The sequence below is a fragment of the Ramlibacter sp. G4-7 genome (assembly GCF_057784995.1).
This window is the reverse complement of the sequence record NZ_JBYNTT010000003.1, coordinates 60,234-75,359: the sequence shown is the minus strand read 5'-3', so window position 1 is coordinate 75,359 and position 15,126 is coordinate 60,234. Positions and strand designations below refer to the sequence as shown.

The 15,126-nt window shown below is 68.6% G+C and carries 19 protein-coding genes; 10 read left to right on the top strand and 9 right to left on the bottom strand.

Features of this window, described 5'->3' with window-relative positions:
- Positions 1-789, bottom strand: coding sequence for an endonuclease/exonuclease/phosphatase family protein (locus tag AC3EGR_RS05305; RefSeq protein WP_488545408.1), 789 nt, complete (start codon positions 787-789; stop codon positions 1-3).
- Positions 790-1,086: 297 nt separating this feature from the next.
- Here AC3EGR_RS05305 and AC3EGR_RS05300 point away from each other — a divergent pair, with 297 nt between their 5' ends.
- The 4 genes from AC3EGR_RS05300 (at position 1,087) to AC3EGR_RS05285 (ending at position 3,410) form a co-directional block, all read left to right on the top strand.
- A complete protein-coding gene (locus tag AC3EGR_RS05300) occupies positions 1,087-1,641 on the top strand; it encodes an acyloxyacyl hydrolase (protein ID WP_488545407.1) in 555 nt (184 codons plus the stop codon).
- 131 nt (positions 1,642-1,772) lie between these two features.
- Positions 1,773-2,189, top strand: coding sequence for a hypothetical protein (locus AC3EGR_RS05295; RefSeq protein ID WP_488545406.1), 417 nt, complete (start codon positions 1,773-1,775; stop codon positions 2,187-2,189).
- Positions 2,190-2,379: 190 nt separating this feature from the next.
- Positions 2,380-2,706, top strand: a complete 327-nt coding sequence (locus tag AC3EGR_RS05290) for a hypothetical protein (RefSeq protein WP_488545405.1) — start codon at positions 2,380-2,382, stop codon at positions 2,704-2,706.
- Between the two features lie 209 nt (positions 2,707-2,915).
- The gene (locus AC3EGR_RS05285) at positions 2,916-3,410 is read left to right on the top strand and encodes a hypothetical protein (protein ID WP_488545404.1); all 495 of its coding nucleotides are present in this window, start codon (positions 2,916-2,918) and stop codon (positions 3,408-3,410) included.
- A gap of 64 nt (positions 3,411-3,474) precedes the next feature.
- Here the strand turns inward: AC3EGR_RS05285 and AC3EGR_RS05280 are convergent, their stop codons facing one another.
- Positions 3,475-4,002 (bottom strand): Spy/CpxP family protein refolding chaperone, encoded by a 528-nt coding sequence (locus AC3EGR_RS05280; RefSeq protein ID WP_488545403.1) that lies wholly within the window; start codon positions 4,000-4,002, stop codon positions 3,475-3,477.
- A gap of 238 nt (positions 4,003-4,240) precedes the next feature.
- On the opposite strand from AC3EGR_RS05280, the gene AC3EGR_RS05275 reads away from it, so the two are divergent.
- On the top strand, positions 4,241-4,588 hold the full coding sequence (locus AC3EGR_RS05275; protein ID WP_488545402.1) for a hypothetical protein: 348 nt from the start codon (positions 4,241-4,243) through the stop codon (positions 4,586-4,588).
- Between the two features lie 99 nt (positions 4,589-4,687).
- On the opposite strand, the gene cueR is transcribed toward AC3EGR_RS05275, so the two are convergent.
- Entirely contained in the window at positions 4,688-5,107 is a 420-nt protein-coding gene (gene cueR, locus AC3EGR_RS05270; RefSeq protein WP_488545401.1) for a Cu(I)-responsive transcriptional regulator, read from the bottom strand.
- Positions 5,104-5,301: a heavy-metal-associated domain-containing protein gene (locus AC3EGR_RS05265; protein ID WP_488545400.1), complete on the bottom strand. Its 198-nt coding sequence runs from the start codon at positions 5,299-5,301 to the stop codon at positions 5,104-5,106. The genes cueR and AC3EGR_RS05265 overlap by 4 nt, the downstream gene beginning before the upstream one ends.
- 155 nt (positions 5,302-5,456) lie before the next feature.
- On the opposite strand from AC3EGR_RS05265, the gene AC3EGR_RS05260 reads away from it, so the two are divergent.
- Both AC3EGR_RS05260 and AC3EGR_RS05255 read left to right on the top strand, forming a co-directional pair.
- A complete protein-coding gene (locus AC3EGR_RS05260; protein ID WP_488545399.1) occupies positions 5,457-7,655 on the top strand; it encodes a heavy metal translocating P-type ATPase in 2,199 nt (732 codons plus the stop codon).
- 57 nt (positions 7,656-7,712) lie between these two features.
- Positions 7,713-8,294 carry a hemerythrin domain-containing protein gene (locus tag AC3EGR_RS05255; protein ID WP_488545398.1) on the top strand — a complete coding sequence of 194 codons (582 nt, stop codon included), beginning with the start codon at positions 7,713-7,715 and terminating at the stop codon, positions 8,292-8,294.
- A gap of 87 nt (positions 8,295-8,381) precedes the next feature.
- Here the strand turns inward: AC3EGR_RS05255 and AC3EGR_RS05250 are convergent, their stop codons facing one another.
- Positions 8,382-9,479, bottom strand: coding sequence for an alkene reductase (locus AC3EGR_RS05250; protein ID WP_488545397.1), 1,098 nt, complete (start codon positions 9,477-9,479; stop codon positions 8,382-8,384).
- Positions 9,480-9,606: 127 nt separating this feature from the next.
- Positions 9,607-10,212, bottom strand: a complete 606-nt coding sequence (gstA, locus tag AC3EGR_RS05245; RefSeq protein WP_488545396.1) for a glutathione transferase GstA — start codon at positions 10,210-10,212, stop codon at positions 9,607-9,609.
- Positions 10,213-10,322: 110 nt separating this feature from the next.
- On the opposite strand from gstA, the gene AC3EGR_RS05240 reads away from it, so the two are divergent.
- Both AC3EGR_RS05240 and AC3EGR_RS05235 read left to right on the top strand, forming a co-directional pair.
- Positions 10,323-11,600, top strand: a complete 1,278-nt coding sequence (locus AC3EGR_RS05240) for an AsmA family protein (protein WP_488545395.1) — start codon at positions 10,323-10,325, stop codon at positions 11,598-11,600.
- Positions 11,601-11,729: 129 nt separating this feature from the next.
- Complete coding sequence (locus AC3EGR_RS05235) at positions 11,730-12,593, top strand: transglutaminase-like domain-containing protein (protein ID WP_488545394.1); 864 nt, start codon at positions 11,730-11,732, stop codon at positions 12,591-12,593.
- Between the two features lie 52 nt (positions 12,594-12,645).
- Here the strand turns inward: AC3EGR_RS05235 and AC3EGR_RS05230 are convergent, their stop codons facing one another.
- Both AC3EGR_RS05230 and AC3EGR_RS05225 read right to left on the bottom strand, forming a co-directional pair.
- A complete protein-coding gene (locus AC3EGR_RS05230; protein ID WP_488545393.1) occupies positions 12,646-13,401 on the bottom strand; it encodes a class II aldolase/adducin family protein in 756 nt (251 codons plus the stop codon).
- Entirely contained in the window at positions 13,398-13,973 is a 576-nt protein-coding gene (locus AC3EGR_RS05225; RefSeq protein ID WP_488545392.1) for an HD domain-containing protein, read from the bottom strand. Before AC3EGR_RS05225 ends, AC3EGR_RS05230 begins: the two co-directional genes overlap by 4 nt.
- Before the next feature lie 57 nt (positions 13,974-14,030).
- Between AC3EGR_RS05225 and AC3EGR_RS05220 the strand changes: the two genes are divergently transcribed.
- Entirely contained in the window at positions 14,031-14,786 is a 756-nt protein-coding gene (locus AC3EGR_RS05220; RefSeq protein WP_488545391.1) for a Crp/Fnr family transcriptional regulator, read from the top strand.
- Positions 14,787-14,852: 66 nt separating this feature from the next.
- On the opposite strand, the gene AC3EGR_RS05215 is transcribed toward AC3EGR_RS05220, so the two are convergent.
- A complete protein-coding gene (locus AC3EGR_RS05215) occupies positions 14,853-15,125 on the bottom strand; it encodes a YkgJ family cysteine cluster protein (RefSeq protein ID WP_488545390.1) in 273 nt (90 codons plus the stop codon).
- Between the last annotated feature and the right edge of the window lies 1 nt (position 15,126).

Here is a 15,126-nt window from a genome sequence, read left to right as displayed (position 1 = left end):
TCAGAGACGGATCTCGGCCACCAGCGGCGCGTGGTCCGACAGGTGCGACCAGGGACGGCGCGGCAGCACCACCGGCAGGTGCACCGAGCAGTTGCGCACGTAGATGCGGTCCAGCGACAGCACGGGGAAGATCGCGGGAAAGGTCTTGGCGGGCTCGCCGTAGGCGGTCAGGAAGATCTCGCGCAGCCCCGCTTCGCGCCACAGGATGTCGTTGGCACGCCGGCGCCAGTCGTTGAAATCGCCGGCCACGATCAGCGGCGCGCCGGCCGGCACTTCGGTGTGGGTGATCTTGCACAGGAGGTCCAGCTGCTGCTGGCGGTGCGCCTCGGCCAGCCCCAGGTGCACGCAGATCGCATGCACCGGCTGCGGCGAGTCCGGCACCTGCAGCACGCAATGCAGCAAGCCGCGCTTTTCGGGTCCCGCGATCGACACGTCGTGGTTCTGGTAATGCACGATCGGGAACTTGGACATCACCGCATTGCCGTGGTGCCCCTTGGGATAGACCATGTTGCGGCCGTAGGCGAACTGCGGCCAGATGCTGTCGGCCAGGAATTCGTACTGGCCGGCGTCGGGCCAGTCCTCGATCTTCTTGTCGTGCTCGTCGTGCATGCCCAGCACTTCCTGCATGAACACGACGTCCGCGCCCACCTTGCGAACGGCATCGCGCAGCTCGGGCAGGATGTAGCGCCGGTTGAAGGTGGTGAAGCCCTTGTGGATGTTGACCGTCATCACCGTGAGTTGGGGGGTGGCCACCTTGACTTCCGGCGCCTCCTGCAAAGGCTGGCTCATGTCGCTCATTGCGCTTGTCTTCTTTGTGCGTGGGCTCTTTTTGTAAAGGCCCAGCTGGGGTGCAGAAGTAGGACGCAAGGCCAAGATCGTGTGGCGGCCGTCGGCGCGACTTGTGGCCCGGCGCCGAATGTGTGTTTCGACTTCGCTGCGCGGGCGGCGCTTGTAGGAGTCTGACTTTCCTGCGTGCAGGCGCGCGGCTGAGGGCGACGTCGGTGGCAACCCAATTTGCCGCGACGTGCGCCGCCGCAACGCTGAGGCATGCCCGCCGCAGCGCGTGTCGTTCCACACTCCCGGCCCATGGAAATCCGGACCATGGCGCGTGCTTGCGTGGCCGCGCTGCTGCTCACCACCTTGCCGCTCGCCCACGCATTCAACCTGCGCCCCGACGGCGTCGCCTTGCAGGCCGGCGCCGGCGAGGGCACCACGATGGCCGGCGTGGGCGTGATCTGGGACTGGAACTTCTGGCGCATCCGTCCGAAGACCGAACTCACGGCGCACACCGAGTTGATGCTGAACCAGTGGCGCGGCGATGCCGTCGACAGCGGCCCGCGGCACTATGCGCAGGTGGTCCTGCTGCCGACGCTGCGCATGCGCTTCGGCCAGGGCGGCTCGCCCTGGTTCTGGGAGGTGGGCATCGGTGCCAGCTGGATGGACCACAAGTTCCACACGCCCGACAAGGAGTTCAGCACCCAGTGGAACTTCTACGACGTGCTGGGCGCGGGCTACACCTTCGGCGGCAAGGAGGGCAGCAACGAGCTCAACCTGCGCCTGGTGCACGTGTCCAACGGGGGCTTTCGCAAGCCCAACCCCGGGCAGGACTTCGTCCAGTTGCGTTACGTGCGCTGGTTCTGAGGCGCGGGCACACGCTGTCCTACGGCCGGCTTGAGCCCTGTCCGATAGGGGCGGCGCGCGAGCGCTGCACACTGGTTCAAAGCGCCCGGGCATCCCGGGCTTCCCAAAAACCGAACCGTACGGAGTTCTCGATGAAGCAATCCACTCTTTCCCTGATCGTGGCCGGCCTGGTGGCCGTTGGCGGTATCGCCCAGGCAGAAACCTTCGACGCGCCCACGAAGGCGGGTGAAGCCAGCACCATGACCGGCGGCCAGCCCAACCAGCTGACCACCAACTCTCCCTACTCCGACGGCACGGTCTGGGTCGACACGACGGTCCTGGGCGCCGCGCCCCCGACGGTGACGGTGCCGATGGACCACTACGTCTACGTCCAGCCGGGGTGGAGCGGCAGCAACCAGCAGCGCCACCAGGCAGCGGCGACCTTCAACACGCCTGCGCGCGCCGGTGAAGCGAGCACCATGACCGGCGGCCAGCCGAACGTGTCCACGGACAACCAGCGCATCGCAGCGGACACCTATGTGCCGGTCTGGAGCGTGCCGTCCTACTGATCGGTCTGCCCCCATGAAAAGCCAGGCCCCGCCTGGCTTTTTTCATGGCTGCGCACCGCGTGCTGGCCCGGCAACTCCTACGCCCATCCGCTCGCGTGTCCGATACGGATCCCGTGGCGACAAGACGAAAGTGTTCATGCGAACCCCGGCATGGGCCGGGCGAACCCATCGATCGAACACGGAGCTCCGCATGAAGAAGTCCCTCATCCTGATCGCCGCCGGCCTGCTGGCCGGTGCCGCCGGCATCGCCCAGGCCGAAACACTGGTGCTGACCGGCCACCACGTCATCGACACCGTTGCTGCCAACGGCAAGCACACCTACTGGATCGACACGCCGGTGCTGGTGGGTTCTCCCATCCGCGGCGCCAGGCCGGTTGTCACCATCGACTCCACGCCGGTCGCAACGATCGAGGCCAGCTCCCTGCTGGCGCTCGCGCCCGCGACGATGATGGACGCCACGGTGCTGGGCGCCGGGCCCGTGATGATGCCGATGCCGATCGTCGAAACCAACAAATAGCGATCGCCGGGGCCCTGGCCCATCCGCGACGAAGCCAGGCGCAGCCTGGCTTTTTCAATCCCAGCGCGGCCGCCGTGCTGGCCCGGCGCCTCCTACGGCCATCCACTCGCCTGTCCGATACAGCCGGCGTGGCGGCGGCCCAAACTGGGTTTCACGTGCCCGGCTGTGCGCCGGGAAGCCACCAACACAGACCCGTACGGAGTATCCCAATGAAGAAGATGTCTCTCTCCCTGATTGCCGCCGGCGTGATGGCCGCGGCCAGCTTTGCCCATGCCGATGCGATCTTCTATCCCGACGGCAGGGTCGTCGATCTCGGCGTCACGGGCGCCGACACCCTGGCACTGGACTCCAGCAGCATGGACACGACCGTGCTCGGCGCGGGTCCGGCCTCTTCCGTGACGACCACGACGACCGTCACGCCGCAGTACGAGTACGTGTACGTGCAGCCGAACATCAACTTCAACCGCAGCGTCGCCCTGAGCCAGGTGCATCGCAACGCGCACCTGATGCATCGCGGTGACTCCAAGATGCGCCACCAGGCCGCTGCCACCTTCAACACGCCGGCGCGCGCGGGCGAGGCGAGCACGATGACGGGTGGCGCACCCAACGTGTCCACCGACAACCGCGCCATGGTGGTCGGCAGCTACAACATCCCTTACAACGTGGTGAGCGTGGACGGCCCGTACTACGTGTTCTCGTACTAAGCGCTGCGCGCGCCCATGAAAAAAGCCAGGCACTGCCTGGCTTTTCCTTTGCGGGCGGGTGCGATCAGCTGCGCGGGCCGCCATGGCCCTGGCCTTCGCCGTGACCGTGACGGTGGCCATGGCCACCATGGCCACCGTGGCCGCCCTTGCCGCCCAGGAACTTGAGGCTCTCGGCGTCGAAGGTCTTGCGCTGTTCGCCGTTGAGCTGGGCGTAGAAGGTCTTGGTGGCGTCCATGCGCTTGTCCATGTCCGCATTGCGCTGGGCGCGCACGGCGCGCATGCGATCGATGCGCTCGGGTGTGGTCAGGCGCTCGATCTCGGCGCGATCGGGGCGCTGGTGGGGGGTGGACTTGAGCGCGGCGGTCCAGGCGTTCCAGGCGCCTTCCTGCGCGGGCGTGATGGCCAGCTTGGCCTTCAGTTCGCCCAGGCGCTGGGCCATGCGTTCCTGCATGCGGGCGCGGAACTGCTCCATGCGGGCCGCGTCGGGTCGGCCGGCCGGGGCGACCGGTGCGGTCTGCGCCTGGACGGCGGCGCCGAAGCCGATGGCGGCGGCCAGGCCGGCGGCGAGGAGGTGGCGACGATGCGGTTTCATTGGGGAGGTCCTTTCGAGGGTTCCGGACCGCTGGGCGGGCCCGATGGACAGGAGTCTCGGTTCGCGCTGTGTCTCATCCATCGCGCCCGCGTTGCCGCAGTGTAAAGACCGGTGTTTACGTGCAGGCTACAAGCTGGGTCGTGTCCGTCCTACGGGAAGCGCCCACCGTGGCAGACATACGTCACGGACGGGCAGTCCCACAGTCGGAGCCTACACAGACGTTTCCCAGGAGTACGAGATGAGGTACCAGAATTTCCTGCGAGCGGCCGCCGGAGTGCTGGCTACCGCATTGCTGTCCGCAGGCGCTGCCTACGCGCAGGGCAAGCAGCCCGAACCGGTCACGATGACCGACACGGCCCCGACGCCTGCCGGGGACCGCTCCAGCATGGGCGCGGTGATCCTGATGGACCAGCCGGTGCTGGCCCAGCGCGAGCAGATGCTGGCTGTGCAGGAACGCTCCGCCGTCGACACGCGCTCCATGGGCGCCGGCCCGACGCGCATCCTGCGCGACGTGATGACGCGGGAAGAACTCAAGCGGCAACAGGCCCTGGACGCCGCCGAGAAGTCCAAGGCGACGCCCAAGTAACGCAAGGAGCGGCCAACGCCTTGCGGCCTGGTCCCGCTGACGACGTCCTCCCGGCGCCAGCGGGATGCCTTTTTTGGGGCCGTGACAAGCCTTGCCCCGCTACCTCGCCAGTTCCTCCAGGATCGGGCACTCCGGCCTCTCGTCCCCCTGGCAGCAGTGGATGAGGTGCTTGAGCGTGCGCTGCATCTCCTGCATCGCCGCGATGCGCTGCTGGAGGTCGTCGGCGTGCTTCTGCGCGATCCTGCGCACGTTGGCGCTGGCGCGGCGGCGGTTCTGCCAGAGGCCCACCAGCCCGGCGATCTCCTCCATCGAGAAGCCCAGGTCCCGCGCGCGCTTGATGAAGCGCAGCGTGTGCACCTCGGTCTCGCTGTACTGGCGGTAGCCGCTGTCGGTGCGCGAGACCCGCGGCAGCAGCCCGAGGCCCTCGTAGTGGCGCACCATCTTGGCCGACACCCCGGACAGCCGCGCGGCCGCGCCGATGTTCACCGGCCAGGCGACACTGGCCCCCGGCGCCTTCACGCAGCGACCTTGTAGCCTTCTTCCTCGATCGCGCGGGCGATCGCCGCACGGTCCTGCTGCGACTGCACGTCTACCTGCCCCGAGGCGAGGTCGACCTTGACTTCGGCCTGCGGGTCGACGGAACGGACGGCCTGGGTGACGGCGCCCACGCAGTGGCCGCAGCTCATGCCTTGCACCTGGAAGGTCTGGTTCATCCTGCAATCCTTTCGATGTTGGTTGGGAGGTCCAGAGCTTGAACCTTGCCACCATGGTAAGGTCAAACCGCCGCGTCCCATGCCCCTGAATGCCGACGGGTTGATGCGGCGCAAGGCCTTGACCTTGCCACCATGGCAAGGTCCATCCTGCACCCATGGACACATCCACCACCGCCCCCGCCACCCTGGACCTCGGCGTTGCCGGGATGACCTGCGCCTCCTGCGTCAACCGCGTGGAGCGTGCGCTCAAGAAGGTGCCCGGCGTCAGCGATGCCGTGGTGAACCTCGCCACCGAATCGGCGCGGGTGACCTATGCCCCCTCGGAAGACGCCGAGGCGCAGATCCGCCGCGCCGTGCGCAACGCCGGCTACGAGCCGCGCAGCGCGCAGCAGGCGGGCCAGGAGGTGCTTTCGCCCTGGGCGGGCTTCCTGCCGGTGGGCGTCGGCCTGCTGCTGTCGCTGCCGCTGGTGATTCCCATGCTCGGGGACCTGGCCGGCAGGCACTGGATGCTGCCGGCCTGGGTGCAGTTCCTGCTGGCCACGCCGGTTCAGTTCGTGCTCGGTGCCCGCTTCTACAAGGCGGGCTGGCACGCGCTGAAGGCGGGCACCGGCAACATGGACCTGCTGGTCGCGATCGGCACCACGGCGGGATGGGGACTGTCGATGTGGCTGTGGCTCGCGCAGGGCCACGCGCACCTGTACTTCGAGGCCTCGGCCGTGGTGGTCACGCTGGTGCTGCTGGGCAAGTGGCTGGAGGCGCGCGCCAAGTACCAGACGACCACCGCGATCCGGGCCTTGCAGGCGCTGCGGCCCGAGATTGCCCACGTGATCCTGCGTTCGGGCGGCGAAGCGGACCTGCCGCTCGCCGAAGTGATGGCGGGGGACCGGCTGGTCGTGCGGCCCGGCGAGCGAATTCCCGCCGACGGGGTGCTGCAGCAGGGGGACACGCACGTCGACGAGTCCATGCTGACGGGCGAACCGCTGCCGGTGGCCAAGGGTGAAGGCGCGCGGGTGACCGGCGGCAGCATCAACGGCGAAGGGCGCTTCGTGTTCCAGGCGACCGCGGTCGGCCAGGAGAGCGTGCTGGCGCAGATCATCCGGCTGGTCGAGGACGCGCAGGCGGCCAAGGCGCCGATCCAGCGGCTGGTGGACCAGGTCTCGGCCGTGTTCGTGCCGGTCGTGCTGGGCATCGCTGCGATCACCCTCGGCGGCTGGCTTCTGGTCGGCGCGGGCATCGAGGACGCGCTGATCCACGCCGTCGCCGTGCTGGTGATTGCCTGCCCTTGTGCGCTGGGCCTCGCGACACCGGCAGCGATCATGGCCGGAACCGGTGTGGCCGCGCGGGAGGGCATCCTGGTCAAGGACGCGCAGGCGCTGGAGCTCGCCCACCGCGTCGACACGGTCGCTTTCGACAAGACGGGAACGCTGACGGTGGGGCAGCCGCGGCTGGTGGACTTCGTCGTCGCGCCGGGTGCGGACGCGAATGCGCAGCTGGCTGCCGCGGCGAGCCTGCAAAGCGGCAGCGAACATCCCCTCGCACGCGCGGTGGTGCTGGCAGCGCGCGAGCGCGGCATCGCGCCGCCGCCGCCGGACAGCGTCCGCGCAGTGGCCGGTCGCGGCACGGAGGGGGAAGTTGCGAACCGCAGCTACCTCATTGGCAGCCTGCGCTGGTTGCAGGAACTGGGCGTGTCGCTGGAGCCGCTGCACGCGGACGTGCAGCGCCTGCAGGGGCAGGGCGCGACCTTGTCGGCACTCGTTGAACGCGTCACCGACGGCCTGGCGCTGCGGGCGCTGATGGCCTTCGCCGACGAGCCCAAGCCCGGGGCGGCGCAAGCGCTCCGGCTGCTGCGAGAGCGCGGCCTGCACCTGGTGATGATCTCCGGCGACAACCGCGCGGCCGCCGGCGCCATGGCCATGCGCCTCGGCCTGCAGGCGGCCGAGGTGCAGGCGGAGGTGCTGCCGGGCGACAAGGCGGCGCGCGTGGCGGCGCTGCGCGAGGGTGGCCACGTGGTGGCGATGGTCGGGGACGGCGTGAACGACGCACCCGCCCTGGCCGCGGCCGACGTGGGCATTGCCATGGGGACGGGAACGGACGTCGCCATGCACGCCGCCGGCGTGACCCTGATGCGCGGCGACGTCGCGCTGGTGGCGGGTGCGCTGGACATCTCGCGGCGCACGGTGCGCAAGATCCGGCAGAACCTGTTCTGGGCCTTCGCGTACAACGTCGCCGGCATCCCGCTGGCGGCCCTGGGGTACCTGAACCCGGTGGTGGCCGGTGCGGCGATGGCGCTGTCCAGCGTCAGCGTGCTGACCAATGCCTTGCTGTTGAAGCGCTGGCACCTGCGCACGCGTTGACGTGCGTCAAAGGCGCGCGCGGGGCTGCGTGCGAATCTGCTGCCAGGAGACCCGACCATGCCCAGACCTGCCCTGCAAGTGATCCGCGACGAACATGCCGCGGTGTCCGCCGTCCTGCGTTCCCTGCTGCAGATGCTGGACCGCGACCCCGACGAAGAGTCCGAGCGCTTCTTCGACGTCCTGCGGGCCATGCTGTTCTACATCGACGAATTCCCCGAGCGCCGCCACCACCCGAAGGAGTCGGACGTGCTGTTCCCCAAGCTCGCGCGGGTGGCGCCGCAGCTCATGCCCGTGATCCAGAAACTGGAAGAGGACCACATGGCGGGCGAGCACCGCGTGCGCGAACTGCAGCACATGCTGCTCGCCTGGGAGCTGCTGGGCGACAGCCGCCGCAAGGCCTTCGACGAGGCCGCCCGCAAGTACGTGCGCTTCTACCTGGAGCACATGCGCACGGAGGAGACCGAGTTGCTGCCCGTGGCGCAGGAGGCCCTGAGCGAGAGCGACTGGGCGGAGCTGAACGCCGCATTCGATGCGAAGGGCGACCCCTTTGCGAGCGGCGACCGCGACCCGATCTACGACCGCCTGTTCACGCGCATCGTGATGCGGGCCCCGGCGCCGATCGGGGTGGGACCGGAATGAAGATGTCGCCCCGGCCTTGAGCCAGGGTCCATCGGGCGACCGGTGGGACGCTCCTTTGGATTGCGGGTCCAGCCCGCAATGGCATCCTTATTTTTTCGCCAGCGCGGGATAGTCCGTGTATCCCTCGGCCCCGCCGCCGTACAGCTTGTCCTTGCGCACCGCATTCAGCGCCGCGTTCGCCTTCAGGCGTTCGACCAGGTCCGGATTCGCGATGTACTTCATGCCGAAGGCCACCAGGTCGGCGCCGTGCGCCAGTGCCTCTTCGGCCATCGCGCGGTCGTAGCCGTTGTTGACCATCCAGGCGCCCTTGGCGCCCGCGTCGCGCCAGGCCCGCAGCATGGCCTGGTAATCGAAGGGCCTGCCTTCCACTTCGCGCGGGCCGCCGGTGGCGCCCTCGATGACGTGCAGGTAGGCGAGGCCCAGGGGACCGAGCTGGCGGGCGACGTAGTCGAACAGCTTCTGCGGGTTGTCGTCGGCGATGTCGTTGGCCGGGGTCACCGGGGACAGGCGCAGTGCCGTGCGCTCGGCGCCCACTTCCTCGGCCACCTCGCGCAGGATCTCCAGCAGGAAGCGCGCGCGGTTCTCGATGGAGCCGCCGTAGTCGTCGGTGCGGCGGTTGGTGCTGCTGCGCAGGAACTGGTCGACCAGGTAGCCGTTCGCCCCGTGCACCTCCACGCCGTCGAAGCCGGCGAGGATGGCGTTGCGCGCCGCGTGGCGGAAGTCGCGCACGATGCCGGGGATCTCCTCGGCGTCGAGCGCACGCGGATCCGACACCGCGACGAAGCCCTCGGGCATGAGGAAGGTCTTGGTCTTGGCCGGGATGGCGGAGGGCGCCACCGGCTGCACGCCGCCCGGCTGCAGGCTCACGTGCGAGACGCGGCCCACGTGCCAGATCTGGCAGAAGATGCGGCCGCCACGCGCGTGGACGGCCTTGGTCACCTGGCGCCAGGCGTCGAGCTGCTCGGTGCCGTAGAGGCCGGGGACGTCGGCGTAGCCCTGGCCCTGGTGCGTGATGGCCGTGCCCTCGCTGATGATGAGGCCGGCACTCGCGCGCTGCGCGTAGTACTCTGCCATGAGCGGCGTGGGGATGGCGTTGGGCGCGCGGTTGCGCGTGAGCGGCGCCATCACGATGCGGTTGGGCAGCTGCAGCTTGCCCAACTGCACGGGTTCGAACAGTGTCTTCATGGTGTGTTGGTCATGGGAAGGCGCGCAGGGTTCCCCTTGTTGCTTGTCATTGCGGGCGCGCCAGGGAGGAAGCCTTTCGGTGCAGGCCCGTGGATCCCGGCGCGAGGCCGGGACGACGATGCTGTGCTTAGGACAGCTTTTCCACCTTCAGCGCTTCCTGCACCGCCGGACGCGCACCCACGCGCTCGTTGTGCGCAACGAGGTTCGGGTAAGGCGAGAGGTCGATGTTCAACGGCTTGGCCCAGCGCGTGACCGTGTAGAGGTAGGCATCGGCCACGGTGAAGTGCTCGCCCATGACGTACTGCTTGCCTGCGAGCTCCTTGTCGACGTAGGCGAAGCGGTTGGCGATGCGATCGCGGTAGATCTGCTTGCCCTCTTCCGGCATCCCCGGGTTGAACAGCGGCGAGAAGCTCTTGTGGATCTCGGTGCCAATGAAGGTGAGCCACTCCTGCAGGCGGTAGCGGGGCAGGGTGCCGGCGGCCGGCGCCAGGTTCTTGTTGGGGACCTGGTCGGCGATGTACTGCACGATGGCCGGGCCTTCGCGCAGGCGCGTGCCGTCGTCGAGCTCCAGCATCGGCACGTAACCGAGCGGATTGATCGTGTAGTAGTCCGTGCCGTCCTGCAGCTTGTGCGTCTTGGTTGGGGCCATGACCGGTTCGAAGGCGAGGCCGGCTTCGCGCAACACGATATGGGGGGACAGGGAGCAGGCGCCGGGGGAGTAGTACAGCTTCATCGTTGTTTCCTTGCTGTGGGCTGTGGGGAATGTGAACAATTCCATGCTAGCCCGGGTGCGGAAAACCTGCACGGCTTGGGGCTGCTGCAGAGCTTCGCCACAATGGACGGATGGTCAAGGTCTTGAAGTGGTTGGGAGTCCTGGTGTCGCTCTTCGTGCTGCTGCTGGTGGCCGCGGCGTTCGCGCTCCAGTACTGGTTGCGAACGGACGACTTCCGCACGCGCGTGGAAAAAGAAGCAAGCGCGGCGCTGGGCGCGCCGTTGCGACTGGGCAAGCTGTCGATCGACCTGTGGCCGCTGCCGGCGGTGGCGGCGGATGACGTGCAGATCCAGACGCGTCCCTTGCTGACGGTGGGCCGCATCGAGGCACGCCCCGGTTATCCCGCGCTGCTGGCGGGCAAGCTGGAGATCGCCACGCTGACGGTGCGCAAGGCGGTGCTGCCGCAGGCCGCGATCGCGGCACTGGGCAATGCGATGGCGAAGAAGGACAAGGGCGCCAAGCCCGCGGCCAGGCCGGCTTCCGCGCCGCACAGCACCATGGACATGTTGCCGCGCAAAGCCGTGTTCGACGACATCACCTGGATCGACGAGAAGGGCCAGCGCATCACCATCGATGCGCAGGCGGACCTGGGCCGCGACGGCCTGCTGGACGACGCTTCCTTCAAGATCGTGCAAGGACGCCTGGCGGGCACGCACGGCAGGATCGAGCGTGACGGCAACCACTGGCCCGTGCGCATCGACATCGGCGGCGGCCGCATCGCCGGCAAGCTGCAGTTGCAGGCTGGCAAGTCCGGCAGCCAGGTCCTCAGCGGCAACCTGAGCACCGAGAACGTCGAGGTTTCCGCGCTGACGGCGCCGAGCAAGCCGCTGACGGGCAAGCTGCAGGCCCAGACCTCGCTGCGCTCGGAGTTCCGCGACGTGGGGCAGGCCGTGGACGTGTTGAGCACGCAGACGCGGTTCACCGTGCGTGACGCGCTGGTGCAAGGCATCGACCTGCAGAAGGCGGTGAACACCGTGGGCCTGAGTCGCGGCGGTTTCACGCGCCTGGACACGCTGGCGGGCCAGGTGAACACGCAAGGCAAGGCCGTGCACCTGACGAACCTGGTGGCGACCTCGGGCACCATGTCCGCGACCGGCAACGTGTCGATCTCGCCGGCTAAGGCGCTCAATGGGCAGGTGAACGTGGATCTCTCCACCACCAAGGGTGCGCTGGGCGTGCCGCTGGCGCTGGGTGGCACGGTGGATGAGCCCAGCGTGATGCTCACGCGCAGCGCCATGATGGGCGCGGCCATCGGCACGCTGATCGCGCCGGGTCCGGGCACGGCCGCCGGTGCGGGTGCGGGGCAGAAGATCGGCGACAGCCTGCGCAGCCTCTTCGGCGGCAATTGACCCCTGGGCACGGCGGGCCGCCAGCCCAGCCGTGTCAAAGCGCCTACAGCGCGCGTGGGCGACGGACGATGGCTGCCGCGGCATGCGGTCCCTAGCATGGAGATTCAGCCACAGCCTTGCGGGCATCCCATGCACCTGTCGACGGTCGAAACGGTCCTGGAATACGAGGTCCATTCGCCCACCCATTTCTGCTTCAACATCGAGGCCGCCCACTGGCCGACCCAGAAGATCCTCGGTGAGCGCCTGGCGATCTCGTCCGGCGTATCGCCGCACAGTTACACCGATCCACGCAGCGGCAACCGCTTCATCCGCTTCGACGCGCAGCCCGGGCCGCTGCGCGTGGACTACAAGGCCGAGGTGGAGGTGCACACGCCGCCGCCGCAAAAGGGCCTGACAGAGACACCGGTCAGCGAAGTGCCCGACGAGATCCTGCCTTACCTGCTGGCGACGCGCTATTGCGAGTCCGACGTGCTGTGCAGCGAGGTGGTGAACCTGTTCGGGCAGGTGCCGCGGGGGTACGAGCGCGTGCGTGCGATCGAGGAGTGGATCCGCACGCACATCACCTACAAGGCAGGCAGCACCGACGCGAACACCACGGCACAACAGGTGTTCGCGCAGCGCAAGGGCGTGTGCCGCGACTTCGCGCACCTGGGCATCACCTTCTGCCGCGCGCTGAACATTCCCGCGCGCATGGTCGTGGGCTATGTCTGGTTCGACGAACCCCCGCAGGACTTCCACGCGCTGTTCGAGGCATGGCTGGACGGACACTGGGTGCTGTTCGACCCGACCGGCATGGCGCCGGTGGACCGGGTGGTGCGCATCGGCACCGGCCGCGACGCGAAAGACGTGGCCTTCGCCACCATGTTCGGCTCGCTGCGCATGACGCGCAAGGAGGTCATGGTGCTGGAACACGACCCCCGCCCGCCGCAGGCCGCGGCACCGGCGTCAGCGCCCGCGTTGGCTGCGGCGAGGCACGTGGAGGAGGCGGCTTGAGGGGCTGGATGAAAACGGACAGCCGTGCGGCTGTTGGTCGTTCTCGCGCGTCTCAGGTCTTGTACGAGGGATCCACGCGATCGAGTTTGCGCAGCAGCGCCGGCCACGCGATGCCCGCGCCCTGGCCGGCGGTCACGGTCTTCAGCACCTTGTCCATGCCCACCATGATCTTCGGGTCGACGTAGTTCAGCTCGCCGCCGGCCTGCGCGTCGATCTGGATGCGGCAGGTGTTCTCGAAGGTGTACATGGAAAGCCAGGCCTCCTGCACGCTGCGGCCGATGGTGAGCAGGCCGTGGTTGCGCAGCATGAGGAAGTTGCGCTCGCCCAGGTCCTGCTGCAGCCGCGGCCTCTCGTCGTCGCGCAGCGCCACGCCTTCGTAGTCGTGGTACGCGAGGGAGGCCAGCACGAAGGTGCTTTGCTGCGAGATCGGCAGCACGCCGGCCTTCTGCGCGCTCACCGCCACGCCCGCGCGGCTGTGCGTGTGCAGCACGCAGCCTGCGTCCTCGCGCACCTGGTGGATGCAGCTGTGGATCACGAAGCCCGCGGGGTTCACCGGGAAGGGCGAGTCGATCAGCTTGTTGCACTGCTGGTCGACCTTCACCAGCGACGAGGCCGTGATCTCGTCGAACATCAGGCCGTAGGGGTTGATCAGGAACGCATGTTCCGGCCCCGGCACGCGCGCGCTGATGTGCGTGAAGACCAGGTCGCTCCAGCCGTACAGCGCCACCAGGCGGTAGGCGGCGGCGAGGTCCACGCGCAGCTGCCACTCCTCGGCGCTCACCACTTCGCGCAGGGATGCGATGTTCATGGGGTCTCCTTCAGGTAGATGGACTGGCGGGGCTGCGCCATCACGCGGCGCAGCAAGGGCATGAATTCCTCGATCGGCAAAGTCTGCGCGCGCGGATCGAACGCGGGGTTGTCGTAGAGCGCGCAGAACTCCTCGGTGCGGTCGTAGTGCGGGTGATGCTTGAACCGGTCGCGCAGGTTGCGGTCCAGCCCCAGGTGGTGGAAGAAGTAGTGGCCCTGGAAGATGCCGTGGTTCTGCACCATCCAGTGATTGGGCGCGCTGACGAAGGGCTTGAGGATGGCCGCGGCGATGTCGGGGTGGTTGAACGCGCCCAGCGTGTCGCCGATGTCGTGCAGCAGCGCGCACACCACGTACTCCTCGTCGCGGCCTTCGCTCAGCGCGCGCGTGGCGGTCTGCAGCGAATGCGTGTAGCGGTCCACCGGAAAGCCGCCGTAGTCGCCCTGCAGGAGTTTCAGGTGGGCCACGACGCGGTCGGGCAGCGCCTGCGCGAAGGGCATGAACTCGCCGGCGATGACATGCCAGTCGGCGGCGGTGCTGTCCTGCATGCGGACGAAGGTGGCGCGAGCGTTCATGGGGGCTCCTCCTGCGACGCGATTCTTGGCCGCGGCTTGACCCCTCACTGTCAAGATTTGGACAATCGCGGGAAGTCCCGCCTGCTGGCTGTCACCACCGTGCCATCCCCCATCGCCACCGCCGAGTTGCTGCTGCGCCTGGAAGCGAACCCCTGGTTCGCTGCGCTGCCCGTGGCGGAGCGCAAGGCGGTGGTGGCGGCGAGCGAACGACAGCACTTCGCGGCGGGGGAGATGCTGTTCCGGCAAGGCGATGCGGTGCCGGCCGGGCAGGGCGCTTTCTACGGCGTCGTCAGGGGCGGGGTCAAGGCGTCCAGCCTGCGCGAGGACGGCAAGGAGGCGATCCTCGTCGTGCTCGAGGCGGGCAACTGGTTCGGCGAGATCTCCCTGATCGACCGCCTGCCGCGCACGCACGATGCGACGGCGGTGGGCGACACCGAGGTGCTGGCGTTGCCGCGCCCCGCCTTCGACCGCATGATGAAGCGCCCCGCCTTCGCGCTGGCGGTGTGCCGGCTGCTCGTCGGGCGCGTGCGGTCCCTCTACGGCATGGTGGAGGATGCGACGCTGCGCTCCACGCGGGCGCGGGTGGCGCGCCGCCTGCTGCTGCTCGCGCGCGGCGACGCGACGCAGGCGCGCGACACGCGCCCGGTGGTGCCGGTATCGCAGGAAGCGCTGGCGATGATGCTGGGCGTGTCGCGGCAGACCTTGAGCAAGGAGTTGCAGGGCCTGGCGAGGGAAGGCGCGATCGAGCTGGGATACGGGAAGATCGCGATCGCGTCGGCGGCGCGGCTGGAACGCTTCGGGGTCGACGCCTGAGCGAAGGTCATCCCGGGCTGGGGGATCCATCGGGCAGTCGATCGAAGCCGGCGAGTGGCTTGCGGGTCAGGCCCGCAACGGGATGGTGGGCGCGGTTGCCTGCTCCAGCGCCGCCAGCCACACCATCGCCTGCTCGTTCGCGGTCCCGCACATCTCCCGCGACGGCTGCAGCCCGCCACAGAACGCCGGCCGCTCCGGCCGGCCGAAGATCCGGCAGCGGTTGTCTGCATCGAGCTGGACGCAGCGCACGCCCGCCGGTTTGCCATCGGGCATGCCCGGGATCGGCGAGGTGATGGAGGGGGCGATGCAGCAGGCGCCGCAGCTGCTTCGGCAGTCCATG

Bases quoted from the DNA above. Each gene is read 5' to 3' on its own strand.
- gstA (WP_488545396.1), bottom strand. From the start codon at position 10,212: ATGAAGCTGTACTACTCCCCCGGCGCCTGCTCCCTGTCCCCCCATATC.
- AC3EGR_RS05280 (WP_488545403.1), bottom strand. From the start codon at position 4,002: ATGAAACCGCATCGTCGCCACCTCCTCGCCGCCGGCCTGGCCGCCGCC.
- AC3EGR_RS05230 (WP_488545393.1), bottom strand. From the start codon at position 13,401: ATGAACATCGCATCCCTGCGCGAAGTGGTGAGCGCCGAGGAGTGGCAG.
- AC3EGR_RS05235 (WP_488545394.1), top strand. From the start codon at position 11,730: ATGCACCTGTCGACGGTCGAAACGGTCCTGGAATACGAGGTCCATTCG.
- AC3EGR_RS05250 (WP_488545397.1), bottom strand. From the start codon at position 9,479: ATGAAGACACTGTTCGAACCCGTGCAGTTGGGCAAGCTGCAGCTGCCC.
- AC3EGR_RS05260 (WP_488545399.1), top strand. From the start codon at position 5,457: ATGGACACATCCACCACCGCCCCCGCCACCCTGGACCTCGGCGTTGCC.
- AC3EGR_RS05255 (WP_488545398.1), top strand. From the start codon at position 7,713: ATGCCCAGACCTGCCCTGCAAGTGATCCGCGACGAACATGCCGCGGTG.
- AC3EGR_RS05275 (WP_488545402.1), top strand. From the start codon at position 4,241: ATGAGGTACCAGAATTTCCTGCGAGCGGCCGCCGGAGTGCTGGCTACC.
- AC3EGR_RS05225 (WP_488545392.1), bottom strand. From the start codon at position 13,973: ATGAACGCTCGCGCCACCTTCGTCCGCATGCAGGACAGCACCGCCGCC.
- AC3EGR_RS05265 (WP_488545400.1), bottom strand. From the start codon at position 5,301: ATGAACCAGACCTTCCAGGTGCAAGGCATGAGCTGCGGCCACTGCGTG.
- AC3EGR_RS05300 (WP_488545407.1), top strand. From the start codon at position 1,087: ATGGAAATCCGGACCATGGCGCGTGCTTGCGTGGCCGCGCTGCTGCTC.
- AC3EGR_RS05215 (WP_488545390.1), bottom strand. From the start codon at position 15,125: ATGGACTGCCGAAGCAGCTGCGGCGCCTGCTGCATCGCCCCCTCCATC.
- AC3EGR_RS05240 (WP_488545395.1), top strand. From the start codon at position 10,323: ATGGTCAAGGTCTTGAAGTGGTTGGGAGTCCTGGTGTCGCTCTTCGTG.
- AC3EGR_RS05305 (WP_488545408.1), bottom strand. From the start codon at position 789: ATGAGCCAGCCTTTGCAGGAGGCGCCGGAAGTCAAGGTGGCCACCCCC.
- AC3EGR_RS05290 (WP_488545405.1), top strand. From the start codon at position 2,380: ATGAAGAAGTCCCTCATCCTGATCGCCGCCGGCCTGCTGGCCGGTGCC.
- AC3EGR_RS05295 (WP_488545406.1), top strand. From the start codon at position 1,773: ATGAAGCAATCCACTCTTTCCCTGATCGTGGCCGGCCTGGTGGCCGTT.
- AC3EGR_RS05285 (WP_488545404.1), top strand. From the start codon at position 2,916: ATGAAGAAGATGTCTCTCTCCCTGATTGCCGCCGGCGTGATGGCCGCG.